19 protein-coding genes are annotated in these 20,230 nt (G+C 50.9%); 17 read left to right on the forward strand and 2 right to left on the reverse strand.

Annotation, left to right across the window (positions count from 1 at the left end):
- Window positions 1-93 precede the first annotated feature (93 nt).
- From asnB to QYQ93_RS09215, 16 genes are all read left to right on the forward strand, one after another.
- On the forward strand, window positions 94-2,055 hold the full coding sequence (gene asnB / locus QYQ93_RS09140; protein WP_338476761.1) for an asparagine synthase (glutamine-hydrolyzing): 1,962 nt from the start codon (window positions 94-96) through the stop codon (window positions 2,053-2,055).
- Complete coding sequence (locus QYQ93_RS09145; protein WP_338476762.1) at window positions 2,052-3,182, forward strand: glycosyltransferase family 4 protein; 1,131 nt, start codon at window positions 2,052-2,054, stop codon at window positions 3,180-3,182. The genes asnB and QYQ93_RS09145 overlap by 4 nt, the downstream gene beginning before the upstream one ends.
- Window positions 3,179-4,153 carry an SDR family oxidoreductase gene (locus tag QYQ93_RS09150; RefSeq protein WP_338476763.1) on the forward strand — a complete coding sequence of 325 codons (975 nt, stop codon included), beginning with the start codon at window positions 3,179-3,181 and terminating at the stop codon, window positions 4,151-4,153. Before QYQ93_RS09145 ends, QYQ93_RS09150 begins: the two co-directional genes overlap by 4 nt.
- 31 nt (window positions 4,154-4,184) lie before the next feature.
- Window positions 4,185-5,207, forward strand: coding sequence for a glycosyltransferase family 4 protein (locus tag QYQ93_RS09155; RefSeq protein ID WP_338476764.1), 1,023 nt, complete (start codon window positions 4,185-4,187; stop codon window positions 5,205-5,207).
- A gap of 89 nt (window positions 5,208-5,296) precedes the next feature.
- The gene (locus QYQ93_RS09160; RefSeq protein ID WP_338477245.1) at window positions 5,297-7,291 is read left to right on the forward strand and encodes a nucleoside-diphosphate sugar epimerase/dehydratase; all 1,995 of its coding nucleotides are present in this window, start codon (window positions 5,297-5,299) and stop codon (window positions 7,289-7,291) included.
- A 343-nt stretch (window positions 7,292-7,634) separates the two neighbouring features.
- Window positions 7,635-9,212: a hypothetical protein gene (locus QYQ93_RS09165; protein ID WP_338476765.1), complete on the forward strand. Its 1,578-nt coding sequence runs from the start codon at window positions 7,635-7,637 to the stop codon at window positions 9,210-9,212.
- A 577-nt stretch (window positions 9,213-9,789) separates the two neighbouring features.
- Window positions 9,790-10,191, forward strand: a complete 402-nt coding sequence (locus QYQ93_RS09170) for a sugar 3,4-ketoisomerase (protein ID WP_057013419.1) — start codon at window positions 9,790-9,792, stop codon at window positions 10,189-10,191.
- Window positions 10,192-10,195: 4 nt separating this feature from the next.
- Window positions 10,196-10,660 carry a GNAT family protein gene (locus QYQ93_RS09175; RefSeq protein ID WP_338476766.1) on the forward strand — a complete coding sequence of 155 codons (465 nt, stop codon included), beginning with the start codon at window positions 10,196-10,198 and terminating at the stop codon, window positions 10,658-10,660.
- On the forward strand, window positions 10,653-11,585 hold the full coding sequence (locus QYQ93_RS09180; RefSeq protein WP_338476767.1) for a GNAT family N-acetyltransferase: 933 nt from the start codon (window positions 10,653-10,655) through the stop codon (window positions 11,583-11,585). Before QYQ93_RS09175 ends, QYQ93_RS09180 begins: the two co-directional genes overlap by 8 nt.
- Window positions 11,586-12,713 carry a DegT/DnrJ/EryC1/StrS family aminotransferase gene (locus QYQ93_RS09185; protein ID WP_338476768.1) on the forward strand — a complete coding sequence of 376 codons (1,128 nt, stop codon included), beginning with the start codon at window positions 11,586-11,588 and terminating at the stop codon, window positions 12,711-12,713.
- Between the two features lies 1 nt (window position 12,714).
- Window positions 12,715-13,977 (forward strand): O-antigen translocase, encoded by a 1,263-nt coding sequence (locus QYQ93_RS09190; RefSeq protein ID WP_338476769.1) that lies wholly within the window; start codon window positions 12,715-12,717, stop codon window positions 13,975-13,977.
- Entirely contained in the window at window positions 13,967-14,860 is an 894-nt protein-coding gene (locus QYQ93_RS09195) for a glycosyltransferase family A protein (RefSeq protein ID WP_338476770.1), read from the forward strand. The genes QYQ93_RS09190 and QYQ93_RS09195 overlap by 11 nt, the downstream gene beginning before the upstream one ends.
- 2 nt (window positions 14,861-14,862) lie before the next feature.
- Window positions 14,863-15,933: a hypothetical protein gene (locus QYQ93_RS09200; RefSeq protein ID WP_338476771.1), complete on the forward strand. Its 1,071-nt coding sequence runs from the start codon at window positions 14,863-14,865 to the stop codon at window positions 15,931-15,933.
- A 147-nt stretch (window positions 15,934-16,080) separates the two neighbouring features.
- Window positions 16,081-16,413, forward strand: coding sequence for a ComEA family DNA-binding protein (locus tag QYQ93_RS09205; RefSeq protein ID WP_103451717.1), 333 nt, complete (start codon window positions 16,081-16,083; stop codon window positions 16,411-16,413).
- A 139-nt stretch (window positions 16,414-16,552) separates the two neighbouring features.
- Window positions 16,553-17,197 carry a GntR family transcriptional regulator gene (locus QYQ93_RS09210; protein WP_338476772.1) on the forward strand — a complete coding sequence of 215 codons (645 nt, stop codon included), beginning with the start codon at window positions 16,553-16,555 and terminating at the stop codon, window positions 17,195-17,197.
- 14 nt (window positions 17,198-17,211) lie between these two features.
- The gene (locus QYQ93_RS09215; RefSeq protein ID WP_338476773.1) at window positions 17,212-18,060 is read left to right on the forward strand and encodes an urea carboxylase-associated family protein; all 849 of its coding nucleotides are present in this window, start codon (window positions 17,212-17,214) and stop codon (window positions 18,058-18,060) included.
- Between the two features lie 57 nt (window positions 18,061-18,117).
- Here QYQ93_RS09215 and QYQ93_RS09220 read toward each other — a convergent pair whose 3' ends face one another.
- Window positions 18,118-18,285, reverse strand: coding sequence for a DUF2897 family protein (locus QYQ93_RS09220; protein ID WP_003172675.1), 168 nt, complete (start codon window positions 18,283-18,285; stop codon window positions 18,118-18,120).
- A 112-nt stretch (window positions 18,286-18,397) separates the two neighbouring features.
- Window positions 18,398-19,762, reverse strand: a complete 1,365-nt coding sequence (gene eat, locus QYQ93_RS09225) for an ethanolamine permease (protein WP_338476774.1) — start codon at window positions 19,760-19,762, stop codon at window positions 18,398-18,400.
- A 370-nt stretch (window positions 19,763-20,132) separates the two neighbouring features.
- On the opposite strand from eat, the gene kdpF reads away from it, so the two are divergent.
- Complete coding sequence (gene kdpF / locus QYQ93_RS09230; protein WP_003218754.1) at window positions 20,133-20,222, forward strand: K(+)-transporting ATPase subunit F; 90 nt, start codon at window positions 20,133-20,135, stop codon at window positions 20,220-20,222.
- Window positions 20,223-20,230 lie beyond the last annotated feature (8 nt).

Here is a 20,230-nt window from a genome sequence, read left to right on the forward strand (position 1 = left end):
AGGAAGATTGCGAGGGGCTTTACTATTGTCCGCGTCCGAGCGCGGGTTAAGATTATTCTTGAGCAGTTGGCCTCTTGTAAGGACACTCATTAAATGTGCGGATTTAGCGGTATTTTCAATGTTAATACAGGCAGCGTGTCGGATATTGTAGCGCGCATGAATGCGGCGATACTCCATCGTGGCCCTGACGATGGAGGCATTTGGGAGGATCAAGAAGTTGGACTGGCCCTTGGCCACCGCCGCCTTTCGATCGTCGACCTATCGGCTGCTGGCCATCAACCAATGCAGTCCAGCGTCGGACGTTTTATCATCGTATTCAACGGTGAAATCTACAATCACGCTGAGCTTCGCCAGCAACTTGAGACCGAAGGACTGGCTCCCCAACAGGGATGGCGTGGTCATTCTGACACGGAGGTACTGCTCGCTGGCTTAGCAGGTTGGGGCATAGAAAAAACTCTACAGGCCTGCGTGGGTATGTTCGCCTTCGCACTATGGGATAAGCATGAGCGGAAGTTGACGTTAGCTCGTGACCGCATGGGTGAGAAGCCGCTTTACTATGGCTGGCAAGATGACACTCTGCTTCTTGGCTCTGAACTCAAAGCGATTAAAGGCTTTGCAGGTTTCCGGGGAGAAGTTGATCGCAATGCATTGACGTTGTTGTTACGACATAACTGTATTCCTGCCCCTTACAGTATCTATAAAGGGATTGGGAAGCTTGAACCGGGCCACTATGTCACGCTTCCGTTATCGGATATCCCGCTCGCAAAAGTAACGCCCCCTCAAGCGTACTGGCGGCTCAATGACGCAGTGAAAAAGGGGCTTGCGAACCCGTTTTCGGGTACTCCAACCGAAGCTATAGATTTGCTGGAGGCACAGTTGCTCGCCAGCGTCGGTCAACAAATGTTGGCAGATGTTCCGTTGGGTGCTTTTCTCAGTGGTGGCGTCGACAGCAGTACGATCGTAGCGCTGATGCAAGCCCAAAGCATGCAACCCGTGCGAACCTTTACTATTGGTTTTGATGAAGGCGGATACGATGAAGCGGTACATGCCAAGGCCGTAGCGAAGCACTTAGGGACGCAGCATACGGAACTCTATGTGAGCCCTCAGGATGCCCTCGCGGTAATCCCGCAATTGCCCTCAATGTATTGCGAGCCTTTCAGTGACAGTTCCCAGATCCCGACTTTCCTCGTCAGTCAGTTGGCCAGGCAGCAACTCAAAGTCGTGCTGAGCGGGGACGGTGGTGATGAGCTCTTCGGTGGCTACAACCGCTATCTGAGCGCCAAAAATGTTTGGTCTAAAATGCAATCACTTCCACCTGTTGCCCGCAAGGCAGCTGCCGGGCTTTTGCGCTCCGTGTCTCCATCTACTTGGGATAGATTTTTCCAAGTTTCCAAGCCTTTGTTGCCCAAGCGTTTGCACCTAAGTACGCCAGGTGAAAAGGCACACAAACTGGCGAATGTTCTGACACTCGCCGATGGGCATCAATTTTATCTGCAGCTTAATAGTCACTGGAGCGATCCCGCCAGCGTGGTGATTGGCGGTGAAGAGCCAAAAACCATATTCACCGATAGCGGCCGGTGGCCCGAAACGGACAGTTTTGAGCACTGGATGATGGCTATGGATGCACAGACCTACATGTCCGATGACATTATGGTCAAGCTGGACCGCGCAGCGATGGCTGCGAGTATTGAAGGGAGGGTGCCGATGCTGGACCATCGGGTTGTTGAACTGGCTTGGCGCATGCCCCTAGAACTGAAAATTCGCAACGGCCAAGGCAAATGGTTGTTGCGCGAGGTGCTTTATCGCCATGTTCCCAAGGCATTGATTGAGCGACCAAAACAAGGCTTTGGTATTCCGTTGGGTGCATGGCTGCGTGGGCCATTACGCGAATGGGCCGAATCGCTGCTTAATGAAGCGCGCCTTCATCAGGAAGGATATTTTCACCCTGCTTCGATCCGTAAAATGTGGCAAGAGCATTTGGAAGGGCGCGGCAATTGGCAGCCGCACTTATGGACGATATTAATGTTTCAAGCATGGTTGGAAGAACAAGCATGAGCCCTGTGCTGTTATTTATCGTTAATGATCCGGGCTTTTTTCTTTCCCACCGCCTGCCTGTTGCAAAAGGTGCGCAGGCCGCCGGTTACCGTGTCCACGTAGCGAGTATGCCAGGTCATGCCGTTGAAATTATAACTAAGGCAGGATTTGAGCATCACGAGCTGCCGTTATCTCGCAGCGGACGAAATCCAATGGCGGAGCTGCGTTTGATATTTGCCATTTGGAAGTTGCTGTGGCGGCTGAAACCGGACGTATTGCACTTGGTCACAATCAAGCCCGTTCTGTACGGAGGGATCGCCGCTCGACTTGCGCCGGTTAAAGGCGTCGTAGCGGCTATTTCGGGGCTAGGTTTCGTGTTTTTGTCAAAAGGCTTGAAGGCGGCATTGACCCGTCAGGTAGTCAGCACTTTTTATAAAGCGGCGTTAGGTAAACGCAACCTGCGGGCCATTTTCCAGAACCCTGATGATCGTGATTTGCTGTTGGGCATAGGCGGACTTGATGCGTCTAAGGTCGTCATGATTAGAGGGTCGGGCGTCGATTTGTCTCTGTACTCCAGTATGCCGGAGCCAGAGGGTGTTCCCGTGGTATGTCTCGCCGCGCGTCTCTTGCTTGATAAAGGTGTAGTTGAGTTTGTAGAGGCGGCGAGGATACTCAGGGCGCATGGCATAGAGGCGCGTTTTCAGTTGATCGGTGATATTGACCCAGGTAACCCGGCAACGGTTTCGGCAGCGCAGCTTGAAGACTGGCGCAAGGAGGGTTTGGTCGAATTGCTAGGTTACCGCAAAGACATTGCTGCCCTCTTCGGCGCGGCGAATATTGTGGTGTTGCCATCGTACCGGGAAGGCCTGCCGAAAGTTTTAGTTGAGGCCGCCGCCTGCGCAAGAGCGGTGGTCACCACGGATGTGCCAGGCTGCCGTGACGCCATCGAACCTGGCGTGACCGGCTTATTAGTTCCAGTTCGGGACGCACAGGCGTTGGCGAGTCAGTTGCAGGTGCTGATCGAAGACCCCGTGCTACGTCGTAAGTTTGGTCAGGCGGGGCGCGAATTGGCGATGCGGGCATTCGCAATCGAAGAGATCGTCGGCCAGCACTTGGATGTCTACAGGCAACTGGAGAAGAAGGTTTGACTCAGCAAAAGACATACGCGATTACTGGCGCAACTGGTTTCGTCGGCAGTGCAGTATTGGAACGTCTCGCAGCTCAGGCAGGCGTGGAGATCAGGGCGCTTGTACGGCGCGTGGGGGTGAAGCTTCCGGGCAACGCAGTGGCAGTGCAGGTGGGAGAAGACTTTCTGCTTGAGGGCGACCTGCCTCTGGAGGGGGTCGACGTCCTGGTCCACTGCGCTGCGCGGGTACACATAATGTCCGATGCTTCCAGTGATCCGTTGTCCGAGTATCGAAGCGTAAACGTCGCCGGCACGTTGAAGCTTGCTGAATCAGCCGCCCGGTCCGGCGTCAAGCGCTTTATATTTATCAGCTCCATCAAGGTGAATGGGGAGGTGACAGTCCCCGGCAAACCCTACACTGCGGATGACATGCCCGCGCCCGTGGATGCCTATGGTATATCTAAAATGGAAGCAGAGCAGCGGCTCATGTTGCTGGGCAGCGCGACCGGGATGGAAATCGTCATTATCCGCCCTGTTCTGGTTTACGGACCTGGGGTCAAAGCCAATTTCCGCAGCATGATGAGTTGGTTGAACAAAGGCGTGCCACTACCCTTGGGTGCGATTCCCAACCAGCGCAGTTTGGTCGCCCTGGATAACCTGGTTGATCTGGTTGTGACTTGCCTGGACCACGCTGCCGCCGCCAATCAAACGTTTCTGGTCAGCGACGATGACGACATGTCCACCACTGAGTTGCTCAAACGCATGGGCGAGGCGTTGGAAACCCCGGTGCGATTGATTCCAGTACCTGCTTGGTTGTTGCTCAGTGGAGCCGCTCTACTAGGACGTAAAGATGTTGCGCGCCGCTTGTGCGGATCCTTACAGGTCGACATAAGCAAAACCCGGAGTTTGTTGGGGTGGACGCCTCCCTTGACCGTTGCGCAGGCCCTGAGCAAAACGGCCAGAAGTTTCCAGGAAAGCCTGAAATCGAAGTAGTCCTTAGATGGGACGGTATTTGGAGCTGTTGATGAAAGATTTACTATGGCTTGCACCGTGCGTTGCAATCCTGGCACTCGTTCTTACATGGTGTTTGCGCTACTACGCTTTGACCCGCAGTTTAATCGACATTCCGAATGCGCGTAGTTCTCATTCTGTGCCTACCCCGAGAGGGGGGGGGGTGGCCATCGTTGTTGGATTCCTGATTGCTTTGCCGTTGTTATGGGCAGGTAACCAAATCACGTTATCGGTGATGTGGGCGCTACTGGGCGCGGGGGCGGTAACTGCACTGCTTGGGTTTCTCGACGACCACGGGCATATTGCTGCTAGATGGCGTTTGCTGGGACATTTCAGCGCCGCCGCCTGGGCGCTTTTTTGGCTCAATGGCCTTGCGCCGGTCAGCTTCGTGGGAGGCAGTATCGACCTCGGGCCAATAGGACATGTCCTCGCGGTTTTTTATCTAGTGTGGATGCTCAATCTCTACAACTTCATGGACGGAATTGACGGACTCGCAAGCGTGGAGGCCGTTTGTGCATGCCTAGGAGCCTGCCTGGTCTACTGGTTGGCAGGCTATCAAGACCTTATCTGGTTGCCGCTGATCCTGAGCATGGCAGTTATCGGATTCTTGTACTGGAATTTTCCTCCGGCAAAGATATTCATGGGGGATGCTGGGAGTGGCTTTCTGGGTATTATCATTGGCCTGTTATCGCTGCATGCGGCTTGGCACTCTGCGGTTTTACTTTGGGTATGGCTGATTTTGCTGGGCGTCTTTATTGTCGACGCGACATTTACGTTGGCCCGACGGCTTGCTCGTGGAGACAAGGTATACGAGGCCCATCGTAGCCACGCTTATCAATTTGCCTCGCGCCAAGTCGGAGCACACTTGCCGGTCACCCTGTCGGTATTGATGATTAACTTACTCTGGTTGGTGCCTCTAGCGCTTTGCGTAGCACTGCTGGGGCTCAATGGTCCGTTAGGTTTGTTAATCGCCTATGCACCACTGATACTGTTGGCGCTAAAGTACCGCGCAGGCGCGTTGGAAAAAAACGCTTAGTTTTAAGGTCGGCATTCGCGCAAAATGTTTAAATGATTATTACAGAGTGAATGTTGCGTCAGGCGCTCCAAGAGGTGTTTAAAGGGTTTATGGATACGATACGGACATATTTGCTGGGTCTTCCTCGCCGTAAGAAACGGATTCTGCAGGTGATGACCGACGTCGTCCTTGTGTGGCTGGCGCTATGGATGGCTTTCGTCGTTCGCTTGGGTGTAGACGAAATGATCAATCCCTTCAGCGAGCATCGATGGCTGTTTCTCAGTGCACCTGTCGTAGCTATTCCGTTATTTATCCGCTTCGGGATGTACCGCGCTGTTATGCGCTATTTTGGTAATGATGCCTTGATAGCGATAATCAAGGCTGTAAGCCTCTCGTCCCTGATCTTGGGGGTGGTCGTCTATTGGTACAGTAACCATCAGAATGTGGTCCCGCGCTCCATTGTCTTCAATTATTGGTGGCTCAGCCTCATCATGGTGGGTGGATTGCGTTTAGCGATGCGCCAGTATTTCCTTGGCGACTGGTTTGCCGCTGCTCAGCATGTGCCTTTCACCAGTCGTGAAGATGGCTTGCCGCGCGTAGCAATATATGGCGCTGGTGCCGCCGGCAATCAATTGGTTGCGGCTTTGCGCATGGGGCGATTGATGCGTCCTGTCGCGTTCATTGATGATGATTCAAGTATCTCCGATCGAGTCATTTCCGGCCTGCAGGTTTATAAGCCTAAGAATATCCAGCGCATGATCGATGCTACGGGCGCTCAAGAAATACTGCTAGCGATACCGTCGTCTAATCGTGGGCGTCGGCGTGAAATACTGGGGTTTTTAGAGGGTTTTCCGCTCCATGTACGCAGTGTTCCGGGCTTCATGGATCTGGCCAGCGGACGAGTCAAAGTCGATGATATTCAGGAAGTCGATATTGCCGACCTGCTGGGTCGCGATGCAGTACCCGCACAGGGTGAATTGCTCGAGCATTGCATAAAGGGGCAATGCGTTCTCGTGACGGGTGCCGGCGGATCGATCGGCTCTGAGTTGTGCCGGCAAATACTTTCACTATGTCCTACAACGTTGCTGTTATTCGAGCATAGCGAGTACAACCTCTACAGCATTCTTTCTGAGCTGGAGCAGCGGATAACGCGAGAGTCTTTGCCCGTAAAATTACTGCCCATACTTGGTTCGGTGCGCAGCCAGTCAAAATTACTGGATGTTATGAGAACATGGCGAGTCAACACGGTTTACCATGCAGCAGCGTATAAACATGTACCGATGGTCGAACACAATATCGCCGAAGGCGTACTAAATAATGTGATCGGTACTTTGAATACTGCGCAAGCGGCGCTTCAATCTGGCGTAGCAAACTTTGTGCTTATCTCGACTGACAAGGCTGTTCGCCCCACCAATGTCATGGGTAGCACTAAACGCCTAGCAGAACTCACGTTGCAGGCGCTCAGCCGTGAACCAGCGCCGGTGCTGTTTGGGGATAAATCAAACGTATCCCACGTCAACAAAACACGCTTCACAATGGTGCGCTTCGGAAATGTACTGGGCTCTTCAGGATCGGTTATCCCGTTGTTCCACAAGCAGATCAAATCCGGGGGGCCATTGACCGTGACCCATCCAAAGATTACACGTTATTTCATGACCATTCCGGAGGCCGCACAGTTAGTGATCCAAGCGGGCTCTATGGGGCTTGGGGGCGATGTGTTTGTGTTGGACATGGGTGAGCCGGTGAGAATTGTTGAGCTAGCTGAGAAAATGATCCACCTCTCCGGGCTCAGTGTTCGTTCGGACAAGAACCCTCATGGAGATATATCTATTGAGTTTTCCGGTTTGCGTCCTGGCGAAAAGCTGTATGAAGAGTTGCTGATAGGGGATAACGTTGTTGCCACCCCGCATCCGATGATTATGAGCGCCAATGAAGATCACCTGCCTTGGGATGTACTCAAGGCTAAGCTGGCCGAGTTGCTGGCAGCGGTAGATCAAGATGATTACAGTCAAGTGCGTAAATTACTCCGCGATACAGTCAGTGGCTACGCGCCAGACGGTGAAATTGTCGACTGGATTTACCAACAGCGTCGACTAGAGCCTTGAGCTGAAATACGGCATCAAGCTTGAACGAAAAGACCAGTCTCTGATTGGTCTTTTTTTTGCGCGCGAGGGCGGCTCAAAGCGTGTTGCTCAGGGGGCCTGGAGGGCGAGAGCTCGGGTACCTGGACTAGCCCATTTTTGGGTATGCATAAATGCATTGATTTTTAATGCGTTTGTGCATATCATGTATGCAAGCCATTGGGATCGCTGGAATGGTGAAGAGCGTTGCGAAGCGGTTAAGGCAAAATTATGCCACGTGGTATTAAAAGGCCAGATTACGCGGTAACCGCGTCAACCTGGCTTGGAAATTGATAGCCCACTTGATTGGGTAATTTAGAGGGTAACTATGACTTCCAATAACGAAAATAGCGCTTCGCTGGATGATATCTCTGTCGAGGGGGTACGGGTGCAAGCAATGTTCAAGGCAGAGGCAGTACGCCGCAATGCCGGTATCCAAGGTTGGATCAAGCCAGGGCCAGCTAACCTATCTGAAGTTGGTGTGACGTCTGATATTCGCACCACAGCTGCTGAGGTAACGATTAACTCTGAAGCGGCGGCTTCCGCACTCGCGTACAGCGGGACGGGCACTCAGTCAGACCCCTACATTATAAGAGATAAAGATATTACCTTCGCTAGTGGTAAGCCAGGCTTTGTTCTCAATGATCCATCGGCGACCTACCATGTGCGTTTTTATAATGTACTTGCATCGGGATCTTCCAATGGCTCGTCAATAATTAATCTGGTTGGTTTCGGTACGCCGGTTGTATTTGAGCGTTGCAAGTTCCAGGGCGCTGACGGCGCTGCTGATGAGCTGCTTGCCTACCTCACTTCCGGATCGCTGGAGATGTATGGCTGCGAGATCGCAGGTGTATCGAATTATTGTTTCTTTGGGGCCGGTACTGCAGGTAAGAATGTCAAGCTGACGGACTGCATCGTGTCGGGTATTGCGAAGAGTTCCTCAACCAATGGTGTTTTCTATGCTTACGGGGCGGGCGAATTTAAGGTTGAAGTTGATCGTTGTGCATTTACATCCAGCCATTTTCACTGGCATGTCGGTAACGGCTGGACGATCGAGTACGGCGTCGTGCGGGATACCTTGATTTCCGGCTGTGCAGTTGGCATTGGTGATCTCAACTATATGAAGCCCGGCGGTAACATTTACAGCCAGCTGCCTAATATGATCAAAAACAGTCACTTCAAAAATGTGCGCTTTACCTATACTCCGGGAGTAACGCAAACTGCTGTGTACGGTAACGGCGCGGATAAATGCATATTTGAACATTGCGCTTTCGAAGGCAACGTCGCGGACCGTCGCCTTTTTGAATGGCGCCGGACGACGGATGTGACGGTGTTGCAGTGCTTCTTTCAGAAAACCGAGGGTTCGGAAAGTGCAGGAAATGAAGTCTGCGAATTTTGGGAGACGTCTGGTCTGACAATCAAAGAGTGTTGGGTGGATGGCGCTCCAGAAGACTGCTATGAGCTTGTCACGTCCTACGGTAACAACAAATTCATTGACAACGTTGGCGATAATGTAACGGGTCAACTAGTGGATATTTTTGGCGTCGGCAGCTATGACGTCGAAATTGACGGCGTTTACGGTGATTGTGGAGACTCGGCGGTACTGATCACGGATGTTGACTACGTTCGCGTTAAAAACGTATTCGTTGAACAGACGGGTGATTGGTCGCTGGGGTCTGTGGTACTCGAACGACGCAATGCTGCGCCGGGTGTTTCTCCAAAAGGCTGCGTCATTATGGGCTTTCTGTCGTTGCCTTCCGTATCGAGTCAAGGTCAACCTTTTGCTGTAGATACCACCCAGGCGGTTGAACCAGGAGGTATTGGTGAAAATTTTGCAGCGTGGTGGCAGGACGGTGAGCTGAAGTTTTACGGCTCTCAAGCACCGTCAGGAATGACATTGAAATAGAAATAGAACCCGCTACGGCGGGTTTTTTTGTGTCTGTTCAATGCTTCTTCGCAGTCGTAGGGCGGACACCTGCAAGAGGAGCATTGCCTTGAGCAGCCCCCACAGTAAAGCGAATCGTCGGCGTTCAGGATTGGGGCATAAGAAAGTGCTCCAGCCAGGGATGTCTTGGTGCCATCCAAGTGATAGAATCGCTGTCCAAAAAAGTAATCTCAGTTTTTTACCCGCTATCTGTATGTTCAGCAAGGAAGTTTGGTGTTTCCAGGCTAGAGCGAGGGCTTCAAGCAGGGAGCGGCGAGGGGGCTGCATTAGTGCTTTCAGGTTTTCTGCACGTTGGCCAGTGGATGATGTCTGAGCCTCCCGGTAGCCTATGGTTCTTGCCGAGGCAGGACGGTCATGATCGAATAGATCTACGACCGACAGGGCGCTGATGAAGACTTGTCTGGCAATAAGCATCTTCGACTGCAGAGCTTGACCGGCAAGCAATAGGTCAATCAGTAGAAGTAACGTAAAGCTTAGCGCGGCGTTGGACCTGAAGTACGTGTACTACGTTATCACTGATATGGCATGGAGGGGCAGCGTGAGTCTAGTTAAGTGGATTGAATTTCAAAAACTTGGTGACCACCGAGGTAGCTTGGTCTCTATTGAACAGGGGAAGTTGATCCCTTTCGAAATTAAGCGGGTCTACTATATTTACCATACCGGCGAAGGTGTCAGTCGTGGCTTTCACGCGCACCATAATCTTAAGCAAGTAGCAATTTGCATGGCTGGTCAGTGCAGGATGGTGCTGGACGATGGCCGTAGCAGGGAAGAAGTTGTCCTCGATTGCCCCACCAAGGGGATTTTAATTGAGGGTCTTACTTGGCGAGAAATGCACGATTTTAGCGAAAATTGCGTACTTCTGGTTCTCGCTAGTGAACCTTATGAAGAAAGTGATTATATTAGAGATTATACAGAATTTTGTAAGTTGATAAGTGAATAAGGCCATGATCAAACTGGTCGCTTATAATGAAGAGTATCTCGCTTTAAGCGGGAAGTGGCTTCGTGATCCTGAAATCAAAGAGTTAACGCAAACGCCCAGCTTCACGGATGAACAGCAAATTGGTTTTTTCAATTCACTGGAAGATAGGGAGGACTATAGGATCTTCGGTTTAGAGTATTTCGGTCGAAAAGTGGGCGCCGCAGGTCTCAAGAACATTATCGATCAGCGTGCGGAGTACTGGGGTTATCTTGGCGAAAAAGAATTGTGGGGGAAAGGTCTCGGTCAATCGATAATAACGGAGATCTTTGCCTTTGCGCTTTCCATCGGTGTGTCATCCGTATTTCTCAAGGTTAGCCCTAATAATATTCGCGCGATAAAGCTTTATCAGAAAGTAGGGTTTGAAATGGCCGGTCATTTGGATGGGCTATGTGTAATGGAAATCAATATAGGCAATAAGCCAGATGTATGAACTGAAGAGATACGATGCCTCTCTGAGTAAAGATTGGGATTACGTAGTCGAGCATTCAAAGAATGGTAACTTTATCCACTTGACTCAGTACTTTCGCTATCATGAAGCTCGTTTCAATGATGTGTCGGTGTTGATCTATAAGAAAAATCGTGTGGTCGCGATTTTTCCAGCAAATATTATTGAAGCGACGATTTTCAGTCACTCTGGCCTGACCTACGCCGGTATTATTTTTCTGAAAGATGTTGGTTGCAAAGCAATGCTGGATATATTTGATGCACTAAAGGCACACTATAAAGATCTCGGTGCCGTGGATCTGGTATACAAGTGCATCCCCTCTGTATTTACGCGCTATCCCGCAGAAGAGGATCTTTACGCGTTGTTCAGGAATAATGCGAAGTTGTTTCGTCGTGATGTTTCGTCAGTGATAGAGATTGCTCGGGCGCCTAAGCTCTCTGACTCTAGAAAGTGTGTCATAAAGAAAGCCGAGAAAAATGCTGTCACGTTCAGTTCTTCGGTGAGCACTGCCGATTTTCATGCGCTTCTGTCTAAAGTATTGGAACGCTTCGACTCTAAGCCTGTTCATTCGCTGTCCGAAATTGAACTTTTAATGTCACGCTTCCCAGAGAGTATAAAGGTCTTCGGTGCTGTGCTGGAAGGTCAACTGTTGGCTGCTGCGATGGTTTTTGATTTTGGACACATCGTGCATACTCAATATTTGGCAGCCAGTGATGTGGGCAGGCAAGTAGGTGCTTTGGATTTTGTTTTGAATAATTTAATCAGCGATGTGTACGTTAACCGACAATATTTTAGCTTCGGTATTTCTACGGAAGATGGCGGCCAGGTGCTCAATGAAGGGCTTGTTTCGCAAAAAGAAGGTTTTGGTGCGCGAGCCGTTGTGCATGATTTCTACCGAATGGAGTTATAAATGATCAGTTTTCTCGATTTGAAGTCTGTGAATTCCGAAATGAGTGGGGAGCTACTCGCGGCTTGTAAGCGAGTTATCGACTCCGGCTGGTACATTGCCGGTAACGAGTTGCAAGACTTCGAGTCGGCCTTTGCGGAATACTGTGGTACTAAATATTGTGTTGGGGTAGCAAACGGTCTCGATGCACTGATCCTGACCCTGCGCGCGTGGAAAGAGCTGGGTAAGCTGAAAGAGGGTGATGAAGTCCTTGTCCCGGCTAATACCTATATTGCTAGTATTTTGGCTATTACAGAAAATCGTCTAGTTCCGGTATTGGTTGAACCGAACCCTCAGACATTCAACCTATGCCCCGAGCATATTTTGAAGTCTATTACTCCAAAAACCAAAGCGATTATTGCCGTTCATTTATATGGACAGCTGGCTGATATGCCGGCGATTCTTACCATTGCCCAAGAGCATAATTTATTGCTCCTTGAAGACTCTGCACAAGCTCATGGTGCGAGTATTCAAGGGCGCAAGGCTGGAAATTGGGGTAATGCATCGGGTTTTAGCTTCTATCCTGGGAAGAACCTGGGAGCGCTTGGTGATGGTGGTGCGATTACCAGCAATGATGCTGAACTGGTAGACACGTTACGAGCTTTACGCAATTATGGTTCTCATGAACGTTATAAGAATTTGTACCAAGGCGTTAACAGTCGGTTGGATGAAATACAGGCGGCGATGCTAGGCGTGAAACTCCGCTATCTTGATCAGCACACGCAACAACGTAAGGCCATTGCAAATACTTATCTGAAGAATATAAAGAACCCTCATATTGAATTGCCGTTATCGGCGTCTGTCGATGCCGAGGTTTTCGATTCGCATGTATGGCATTTATTCGTCATTCGGAGCAATAAGCGTGATGAGCTGCAGCAGCATTTGACCGCGTATGGTGTGCAGACCTTAATTCACTATCCTATTCCGCCACACAAACAGAGCGCTTACCCTCAGTTGAATGAGAAAAGTTTTCCAGTCTCTGAGTTGATTCATCAGCAGGTCCTGAGCCTGCCTATCGGCCCGACGATGACAATGGCTGACGTCAACGCTGTTATCAAAGCGTGTAATAGCTTTTCCTTCAGCGATCGATGAAATGAACCTTATACGAACCAGTTTGCTGAATGGCGTTGCGGTACTTATCAAGATGATAGCGCTGCTGGGTATTAATAAAGTACTAGCAGTTTACGTCGGTCCTGCTGGGTATGCAGCGGTTGGGCAGTTTCAAAATGCTGTCCAAATGATAACGACATTCGCAAGTGGCGCTATTAACACAGGAGTTACTAAATACACTGCTGAATATGAATCGGATTCAGAAAAACAGAGAGTTGTTTGGCGTACCGCAGGCACGATCTCCGTCAGCGCTTCGATTTTTCTGAGTATTTTGATTCTGATCTTCTCGGAAGAGCTGGCACTTTGGTTTCTCAAAGATGCCAGCTTTGCCGGTGTATTTGTGTGGTTTTCATTAGCCTTAGTGTTTTTTTCGTTAAACTCCTTATTGCTAGCTATATTGAACGGCAAACGGGAAATTGTCAGATACGTTTTAGCGAATATATCAGGTAGCCTATTCTCGCTCATTGTAACAGCGCTGCTTGCGATGAAGCTTGGTTTGTATGGTGCGCTGGTTGGGTTGGCCATTTATCAATCGCTGAGCTTCTTGGCTACTTTAATATTTTGCTTCCGCTTGACATGGTTCAAATTCAAATTTCTGTTCGGCAAAGTTGATTATGCTACCTCTGCGAATTTAGCTAAATACACGCTAATGGCGTTGACGTCTGCCTTATGCGTACCGATCAGTCATATTCTGGTGCGTAACTATTTGGGAGAAAATTTGAGTTGGGTGGAAGCGGGGTATTGGGAGGCGATGTGGCGATTGAGCGCTGCTTATCTTTTACTGATTACCACGACCTTGAGTGTTTATTTCCTGCCGCGGCTTTCAGCTGAAAATAACAAGGCTATACTAAAGCGAGAAGTGCTTTCTGGCCTTAAGTTACTCGTTCCTCTAGTAATATTAGGTGGCCTAGTCGTTTTTGTATTGCGTGATCTTATCATCGCTCTGCTGTTTACCGAAAAATTTACTCCAATGCGTGATTTGTTTTTTTGGCAGTTGGTAGGGGACTTGTTTAAAACTTGCGGTTGGTTGCTGGCTTATATCATGTTAAGCAAACCTCTGGTGAAGCTTTACGTAATTACAGAGATTGTCTTTTCGCTGAGTTTCTATCTGCTCACTATTATTTTTCTCAATGTATTTGGTTTTGAAGGCGTTGCCATCGCGCACGCAGTGAATTATTTAATTTATTTGATTGTGATGTATTGCTTCGTATTTGAACGGTATTTGGGAGTTTCGCATGTTGCTTGAAAAGGAAAGCGCTGGACCGTTAGTTAGTATGTGTATTCCTGTTTATAATCATCAGAAATTTGTAGAAAGAAGCATTAGAAGTGTCATAAATCAGAGCTATGCAAATATTGAGCTGATCATCATCGATGATGGGTCTTCTGACCTATCAAGAAGCTTCATTCAAGATCTTTTGCCGCTTTGTGAGCAACGATTTGTACGATTCACCTATATAGCTCAAGAAAATCAAGGGTTATCAACGACTCTAAATACGGCTCTTGAATGGTCCCAGGGTAAGTATTTTTCAGCATTGGCGTCGGATGACTGCATCCTGCCTGAAAAAACTGAGTTTCTGATTCAATATCTAGAAAGTCAGCCAGACTGCGTAGCTGCGTTTGGTTCGATTTACCTAATAGACGATGAGAGTCGCCGTACTAGCACGCGTATCGGGTCTGGAAGGTATAGTTTTCGTGACGTTATCATGCTTAAAGCGCAGGTGCCGGCGGCCGCAGGCATGCTCAGGCTTGATACCTTACGCAGCGTAGGCGGTTTCAATACCAATACGCGTGTTGAGGATTGGGATATGTGGTTGAAGTTGACGAGTGCCACGAACGGGTATCTGCAAGCGCTTCCTGAGTTGGTTGCGGAATATCGGCAGCACGCCGAGAACACCCTCAAGCAGCTAGATTTGATGTATGAGCACCAAATGAAAATTCTGCAGGACTACTGTGAGTGCCCGGAATATACGTCAGCGATCACAGCACTTGAATGTACACGTTTTAGAAATATTGCTAGCGTTAGAAAGAAAGAAGCGCTGGGTAATTTTTTGAAGTTGTCGTGTACGCTTGGTGCCTATAAAGAAATACGTTTTTACCAAGGTGTAATCCATCTTTTTCTTAAGTGGTAGTTATGTTAAGTGTGCGGAAAACCACGCTCGCCGCGTTTGTCATGTTGCTGCTCTCATTCATGCTCATGATGGGCTGTGCTTATTTGTTTTCAGTTATCGTAAATGATAATGAAACCATTACTGATGCCAGGGCTTATTATTTTTTCTACAATGAGTTGCTTTCAGAAGATGTGCTGGGTTTCGCCACCACCTTGACGGAGGAAACAGGTAAGTTCGAGTTGGGTATATACCTTTCGGTCTATACTGTTTTCAACTCGATTATTGTTGATCTGCAGTCTTTTGCATTTGCTTCCATGTCTTTAGTATTTGCATTCTTGATGTTATTTGTTTTTTGCGCCGCACGCAAGATTGAAAAAAACGCCCTTCAAGCTGCGTTTTTCGTCCTTCTGTCAGTCTTAATATATTCGTTGTGGTACCCCTCCTACGCTTCTGTGCTATGGGTATGGAGGTCTCACATGGCATTTACATTGCTATTTCTGGGGATGTTGAGTTCTCGATTTATTGTTGCGGTATTATTCGTAGTCCTGTCAATTTTATTTCATTACTCCAGTGGCATTTTGGCGGTGGTAGTTTTTTCCATATTTATTTTTGTTGATCGCTTCCCTAGGCTTTCAATTCCTACAAAGTATGCAATTTCGTTGCTTGTCGGATTGATGGGGTCTTTGGTTGTCGGGTATTTAAAGCAAGTAGTTGTTTCAGGTGACGGCAATTGGGAAAGCGAGACCAATGCTGGATTGTTTGTTTATGCGTATGTGTTCTTGTTTGTATTGGCTTTGATAGTTTTATCGGCCTGGCGAAAATTTTTTAATCTATATTTTTCAACTGTTGAGAATGCCATGCTGAATAGGATGCTTTGCATTGCCCTGTTTTTCTTGGGGCTATCGGTTACATCTGTTAACTCTCACCAAGATCTTATGAGGATCATGCAGCCTGCGTTTATAATTATACCTTTTATTTATTTGATGTTTCTAAACGCCGCCAAGGGGACCTCACGTGCGTTGCTTGTCTTGCTTCTGGCCCCGGGTATAGTAATGGGCCTACGATCGGCCTATATGTATTGGGGAGGCGCTTGATGTCAAACGTTCAAAACGTTGCCCCGACACTACGCCGATCACACATTGTAACGTTCTCATTTTTGAAAGTTTTCCAACATCGCCTAGATTGATAAAGCAGCTTTGGAATAGCTGCTTTCACATCAACGATGTTAAGGAGCTTCATCAATGTACAACACGTATGTTTCTTCCCTGTTCTTCGCTTTCCTCACCAGCATTTCGGTTGCTGCCACTGCTGCTCCCTCCGCTAAACCAGAAGCACCATCCCCTATTTCTGTGCAAATGACACAAACCGAGCAATCCACCAAGGTCAACCTCAACGCCGCCGACTCCGAAACCCTGCGTCGTGATCTGTTCGGTATCGGGGCTTCCAAGGCGAAGGCAATCGTGGCTTATCGTGAAAGCAACGGTCCGTTTACGGCGGTGGATGAGTTACTGGAAGTGAAGGGCATCGGCAAGGCACTGCTGGAGAAGAATCGCGACAGGTTGGTTATCAATTGAGGATGTGAAGTAGCTCAGAAGGCCGGTCAATGACCGGCCTTTTCTTTGTCGGAGGCTGCGTCTTTAGATTCTTAAGCGCTACTGGCATGAAACGTGATTACATCCACCTCAATGATTGTTCAACAATCCTGAGGCAGTGATGACACTGGGTTTGTCTTTAGCTGATCAAATCGCCCTGGAACTACGCGCCGACATAATCGGCGGCCGGTTGTTGCCTGGTATGCCGCTGATCGAGGCGGAGTTGGTCAACTCCTACAACGCCTCGCGCAACACTATCCGCGAGGCACTGCATCGTCTGGGCCAGGAGGGCCTTACTCGCTACGTCCGCAATAAGGGCGTAATGGTTCGGCGCCTGGAGCGGGCAGAAGTACGTGACCTCTTCGTAGTCCGCCGCACCCTGGAATTGCAGGCCATAGCCCAAAGCGGCCCGCTGACGGACGCTCAATCAGGGCGTATGCAAAGCGCTATTGAGGCCACCACCCTGGCTCGTGAGCGTGAAGATTGGCGAGCAGTGGCCACCCACAGTCTGGTGTTCCATCAACAGATCGTCGCGTTGATGCATAGCCCACTGTTCGATGAGTTTTTCGCCCAGGTGATTGCCCAGTTACGCCTGGTGTTCTGCGCTGCACCTGACGAGCAACGTTTCCAGTCGCCCTGGCTGGAGCGCGATCGAGAAATATACGGCTTATTAGCCGATCACAACAAACCAGCCGCCAGCGAGGCGATGAGCCTTTACCTGGACGATTCCGAACACCTTTCCCTCGCTCTGTTTGATCATCCTTGATGGAGGATTGCCCCATGTACAAAGACTATCCCGCCGCTTATCAAGTCAGCAAAGGCTCAGCATTGCAGGTGAACAAGGCGTTCTATGAGCGTATCCGCGATCGCCAGGATCAGCGCACATTGATCGAACAGTTCGAGGTACCGATCCGTACGGGCAGGGCATGGAAAGTACCAGCCGGGCACGTGTTCCGTGTGACCACACCAGTTGGACCGCAGGTGGGCGACTTCAACGTCTGGAATGCCAACGACCCACGCGAACGCTTGTGGGCTGCGCGCACCCGACAGCTGCAAGGCGCCCATGTCAGCACCCATGACCGGTTGTGGTCGAACCTGCCTTTTCTAAGGCCCTTGGTCACTATTACCGATGACAGCCTGGCCAGCTACGGCATTGATGAGCACGGCGGTCGCCTGCATGATTTGCTTGGCACGCGTTGCGACCCTTATGTGAACCGTATGCTGACCGGTGAGGACTTCCATCACCACTGCCACTCGAACCTGACCCGTGCAGTATTGCCCCATGGCCTGACTGAGTTCGACGTGCATGACGTGCTGAATATTTTCCAGTGCACGGGCCTCAATCACGATGACATGTACTTTATGAAAGCCTGTCCGGCGCAGAAGGGCGATTACCTGGAATTTTTTGCCGAGATTGATCTGCTGTGTGCATTGTCGACGTGCCCGGGTGGGGATTTGTCGTTGCCGATGTGGGGGCCGGAGGCGCAGGACCCGTTGAAGGTGTGTCGTCCGTTGGGGGTTGAGATTTACAGGTTGGAGGATGAGTTGCTCCGTGGCTGGAGCCAGCCGGAGCGTGCGGCCTATAAGGGGCAACATGGGTTGCATATTGCCAAGGCGGAGTGGGAGTAGGGGGGCTGCTTCGCAGCCCAGCGGGAGCAAGCTCCCTCGCCACGGGGGAATAAGCGTTTATCGATCTTGCGCATCCTTGGCATCTGCCTGGGCATTGCGCTCGGCCACGCGTTTGCGTTGTTCGTCGGTGAGTTCCACTTTGTTGGCGCTGTCACGCAGCATCATCAGCCCACCGACGATCGACCCGATCGCTACCACCATAATCAACCACGCATACCACGGCATAAGGGCTCTCCTTGAGGCAGATGACCGTCGAAGAATTCTCCTACGGTGATAACTGCTTTGAGTAACGGGCTTTCTGAGTAGTTCATTGTAGGCCCGTTATGCCTCGCAGGCTCTATAGTCCTGTCAACATCGCATCTGCCGGGGCATCGGCGCGGTCTTGTGCGGTCAGTTGGAAGTAGATGAAGCCTGCCAGCATAAAGCCCAGGAAGATCAACCCGATCAGCGCATTGAACCAAGCCATTGCCACCAGGCACACCACCGCCAGTACCAATGCGATACCCGGCACGATGGGGTAGCCCGGTGCGCGGAAGGTGCGTTCCAGCAGCGGCTCGGTCTTACGCAGTTTGAACAGGCTGAGCATGCTCATGATGTACATGACGATGGCGCCGAACACGGCCATGGTGATCATGGCGGCGGTCAAGGTCATGCCGCCCAGGTTGATCAGGCCGTCGCTGTAGATGGCGGCGATGCCGACCACGCCGCCGGCGATGATGGCCCGGTGCGGCGTCTGAAAACGCGACAGTTTGGCCAGGAAAGATGGCAGGTAGCCGGCGCGGGCGAGGGCGAAGAACTGGCGCGAGTAACCGAGGATGATGCCGTGGAAGCTTGCTACCAAACCGAACAGACCAATCCATACCAGCATGTGCAGCCAGCCGGAGCTTTCGCCGACTACGGTTTTCATCGCCTGGGGCAGTGGGTCGTTGATGTTCGAAAGGGTGCGCCAGTCACCCACGCCACCGGCGAAGAACATCACGCCCATGGCCAGGATCACCAGGGTCAGGATGCCGCTGATGTAGGCCTTTGGAATTGTGCGCTTGGGGTCCTTGGCTTCTTCGGCCGCCATGGCCGCGCCTTCGATGGCGAGGAAGAACCAGATGGCGAAGGGGATCGCAGCAAACATCCCGGCAATTGCCGGCGCGCCGAAGGTGTCGGAACCGGCCCAGCCATTGAGGGCGAAATTGCTGAAGCTGAACGCCGGGGCGACCACGCCCATGAATACCAGCAGTTCGGCGACGGCGAGTACGCACACCACCAGCTCAAAGGTAGCGGCAAGTTTTACACCAAGGATATTCAGGCCCATGAACACAATATAGGCGCCAACGGCGGCGTGTTTCGGGTCCAGAGCCGGGAATTGCACGTTCAGATAGGCGCCAATGGCTAAGGCAATGGCCGGCGGAGCGAACACGAATTCGATCAGGGTCGCCAACCCGGCGATCAGGCCGCCTTTCTCACCAAAGGCACGACGACTGTAGGCAAACGGCCCACCTGCATGGGGAATGGCGGTAGTCAGCTCGGTGAAACTGAAGATAAAGCAGGTGTACATCGCGGCGACCATCAATGAGGTCACGAGGAAACCCAAGGTGCCGGCCACGCCCCAGCCATAGCTCCAGCCGAAGTACTCGCCGGAGATCACCAGCCCGACGGCGATACCCCATAGATGCAGGGTGCCCAAGGTGGGTTTGAGGTGTGTAGTCATGGTGGGGTGCTCCCTGAAGGGGTTGGAATGATTCAGGGGGTTGCAGTGGACATGCCATTTCCCAAAGTGCTGTCGTAAAGCGGCGCGAGTGTCGCTGGCAGGATGGTTTGGCGTTTGAAACTGTATGGCGATGCACCAGGTGAGGGCGGTGGTGGCTGGGCTGGCGTTATCGGGAGCAAGCCCCCTCCCACATTTTGATCGCGTTGCCAACGCGCGCCTGCGGGACGTCTGACCCCTGTATAAAGCCCGCATAAAGCCACTCTTTACGCCATCTTTACGCCCCGGTCCCACCCTCGCTCTCGTTCCTTTACACCACTCCTGCGGACAATTGCCCCACACGCGGCACTCGCCGTTAAACGGAGAAACTTCCATGAGCGTTCTGGACGGGGTGTCACTGCTATTGGCCGTGGCGCTGTTCATTTATCTGCTGGTTGCGCTGTTACGCGCGGATCGGAACTAGGAGCAGGG

This window comes from Pseudomonas khavaziana (assembly GCF_036704165.1).
GTDB classification, from domain to species: Bacteria; Pseudomonadota; Gammaproteobacteria; order Pseudomonadales; family Pseudomonadaceae; genus Aquipseudomonas; species Aquipseudomonas khavaziana.

Bases quoted from the DNA above. Each gene is read 5' to 3' on its own strand.
- QYQ93_RS09215 (WP_338476773.1), top strand. From the start codon at position 17,212: ATGTACAAAGACTATCCCGCCGCTTATCAAGTCAGCAAAGGCTCAGCA.
- QYQ93_RS09185 (WP_338476768.1), top strand. From the start codon at position 11,586: ATGATCAGTTTTCTCGATTTGAAGTCTGTGAATTCCGAAATGAGTGGG.
- asnB (WP_338476761.1), top strand. From the start codon at position 94: ATGTGCGGATTTAGCGGTATTTTCAATGTTAATACAGGCAGCGTGTCG.
- QYQ93_RS09195 (WP_338476770.1), top strand. From the start codon at position 13,967: ATGTTGCTTGAAAAGGAAAGCGCTGGACCGTTAGTTAGTATGTGTATT.
- QYQ93_RS09155 (WP_338476764.1), top strand. From the start codon at position 4,185: ATGAAAGATTTACTATGGCTTGCACCGTGCGTTGCAATCCTGGCACTC.
- QYQ93_RS09210 (WP_338476772.1), top strand. From the start codon at position 16,553: ATGACACTGGGTTTGTCTTTAGCTGATCAAATCGCCCTGGAACTACGC.
- QYQ93_RS09200 (WP_338476771.1), top strand. From the start codon at position 14,863: ATGTTAAGTGTGCGGAAAACCACGCTCGCCGCGTTTGTCATGTTGCTG.
- QYQ93_RS09145 (WP_338476762.1), top strand. From the start codon at position 2,052: ATGAGCCCTGTGCTGTTATTTATCGTTAATGATCCGGGCTTTTTTCTT.
- QYQ93_RS09220 (WP_003172675.1), bottom strand. From the start codon at position 18,285: ATGCCGTGGTATGCGTGGTTGATTATGGTGGTAGCGATCGGGTCGATC.
- QYQ93_RS09205 (WP_103451717.1), top strand. From the start codon at position 16,081: ATGTACAACACGTATGTTTCTTCCCTGTTCTTCGCTTTCCTCACCAGC.
- QYQ93_RS09175 (WP_338476766.1), top strand. From the start codon at position 10,196: ATGATCAAACTGGTCGCTTATAATGAAGAGTATCTCGCTTTAAGCGGG.
- QYQ93_RS09160 (WP_338477245.1), top strand. From the start codon at position 5,297: ATGGATACGATACGGACATATTTGCTGGGTCTTCCTCGCCGTAAGAAA.
- QYQ93_RS09180 (WP_338476767.1), top strand. From the start codon at position 10,653: ATGTATGAACTGAAGAGATACGATGCCTCTCTGAGTAAAGATTGGGAT.
- QYQ93_RS09165 (WP_338476765.1), top strand. From the start codon at position 7,635: ATGACTTCCAATAACGAAAATAGCGCTTCGCTGGATGATATCTCTGTC.
- QYQ93_RS09190 (WP_338476769.1), top strand. From the start codon at position 12,715: ATGAACCTTATACGAACCAGTTTGCTGAATGGCGTTGCGGTACTTATC.
- eat (WP_338476774.1), bottom strand. From the start codon at position 19,762: ATGACTACACACCTCAAACCCACCTTGGGCACCCTGCATCTATGGGGT.
- kdpF (WP_003218754.1), top strand. From the start codon at position 20,133: ATGAGCGTTCTGGACGGGGTGTCACTGCTATTGGCCGTGGCGCTGTTC.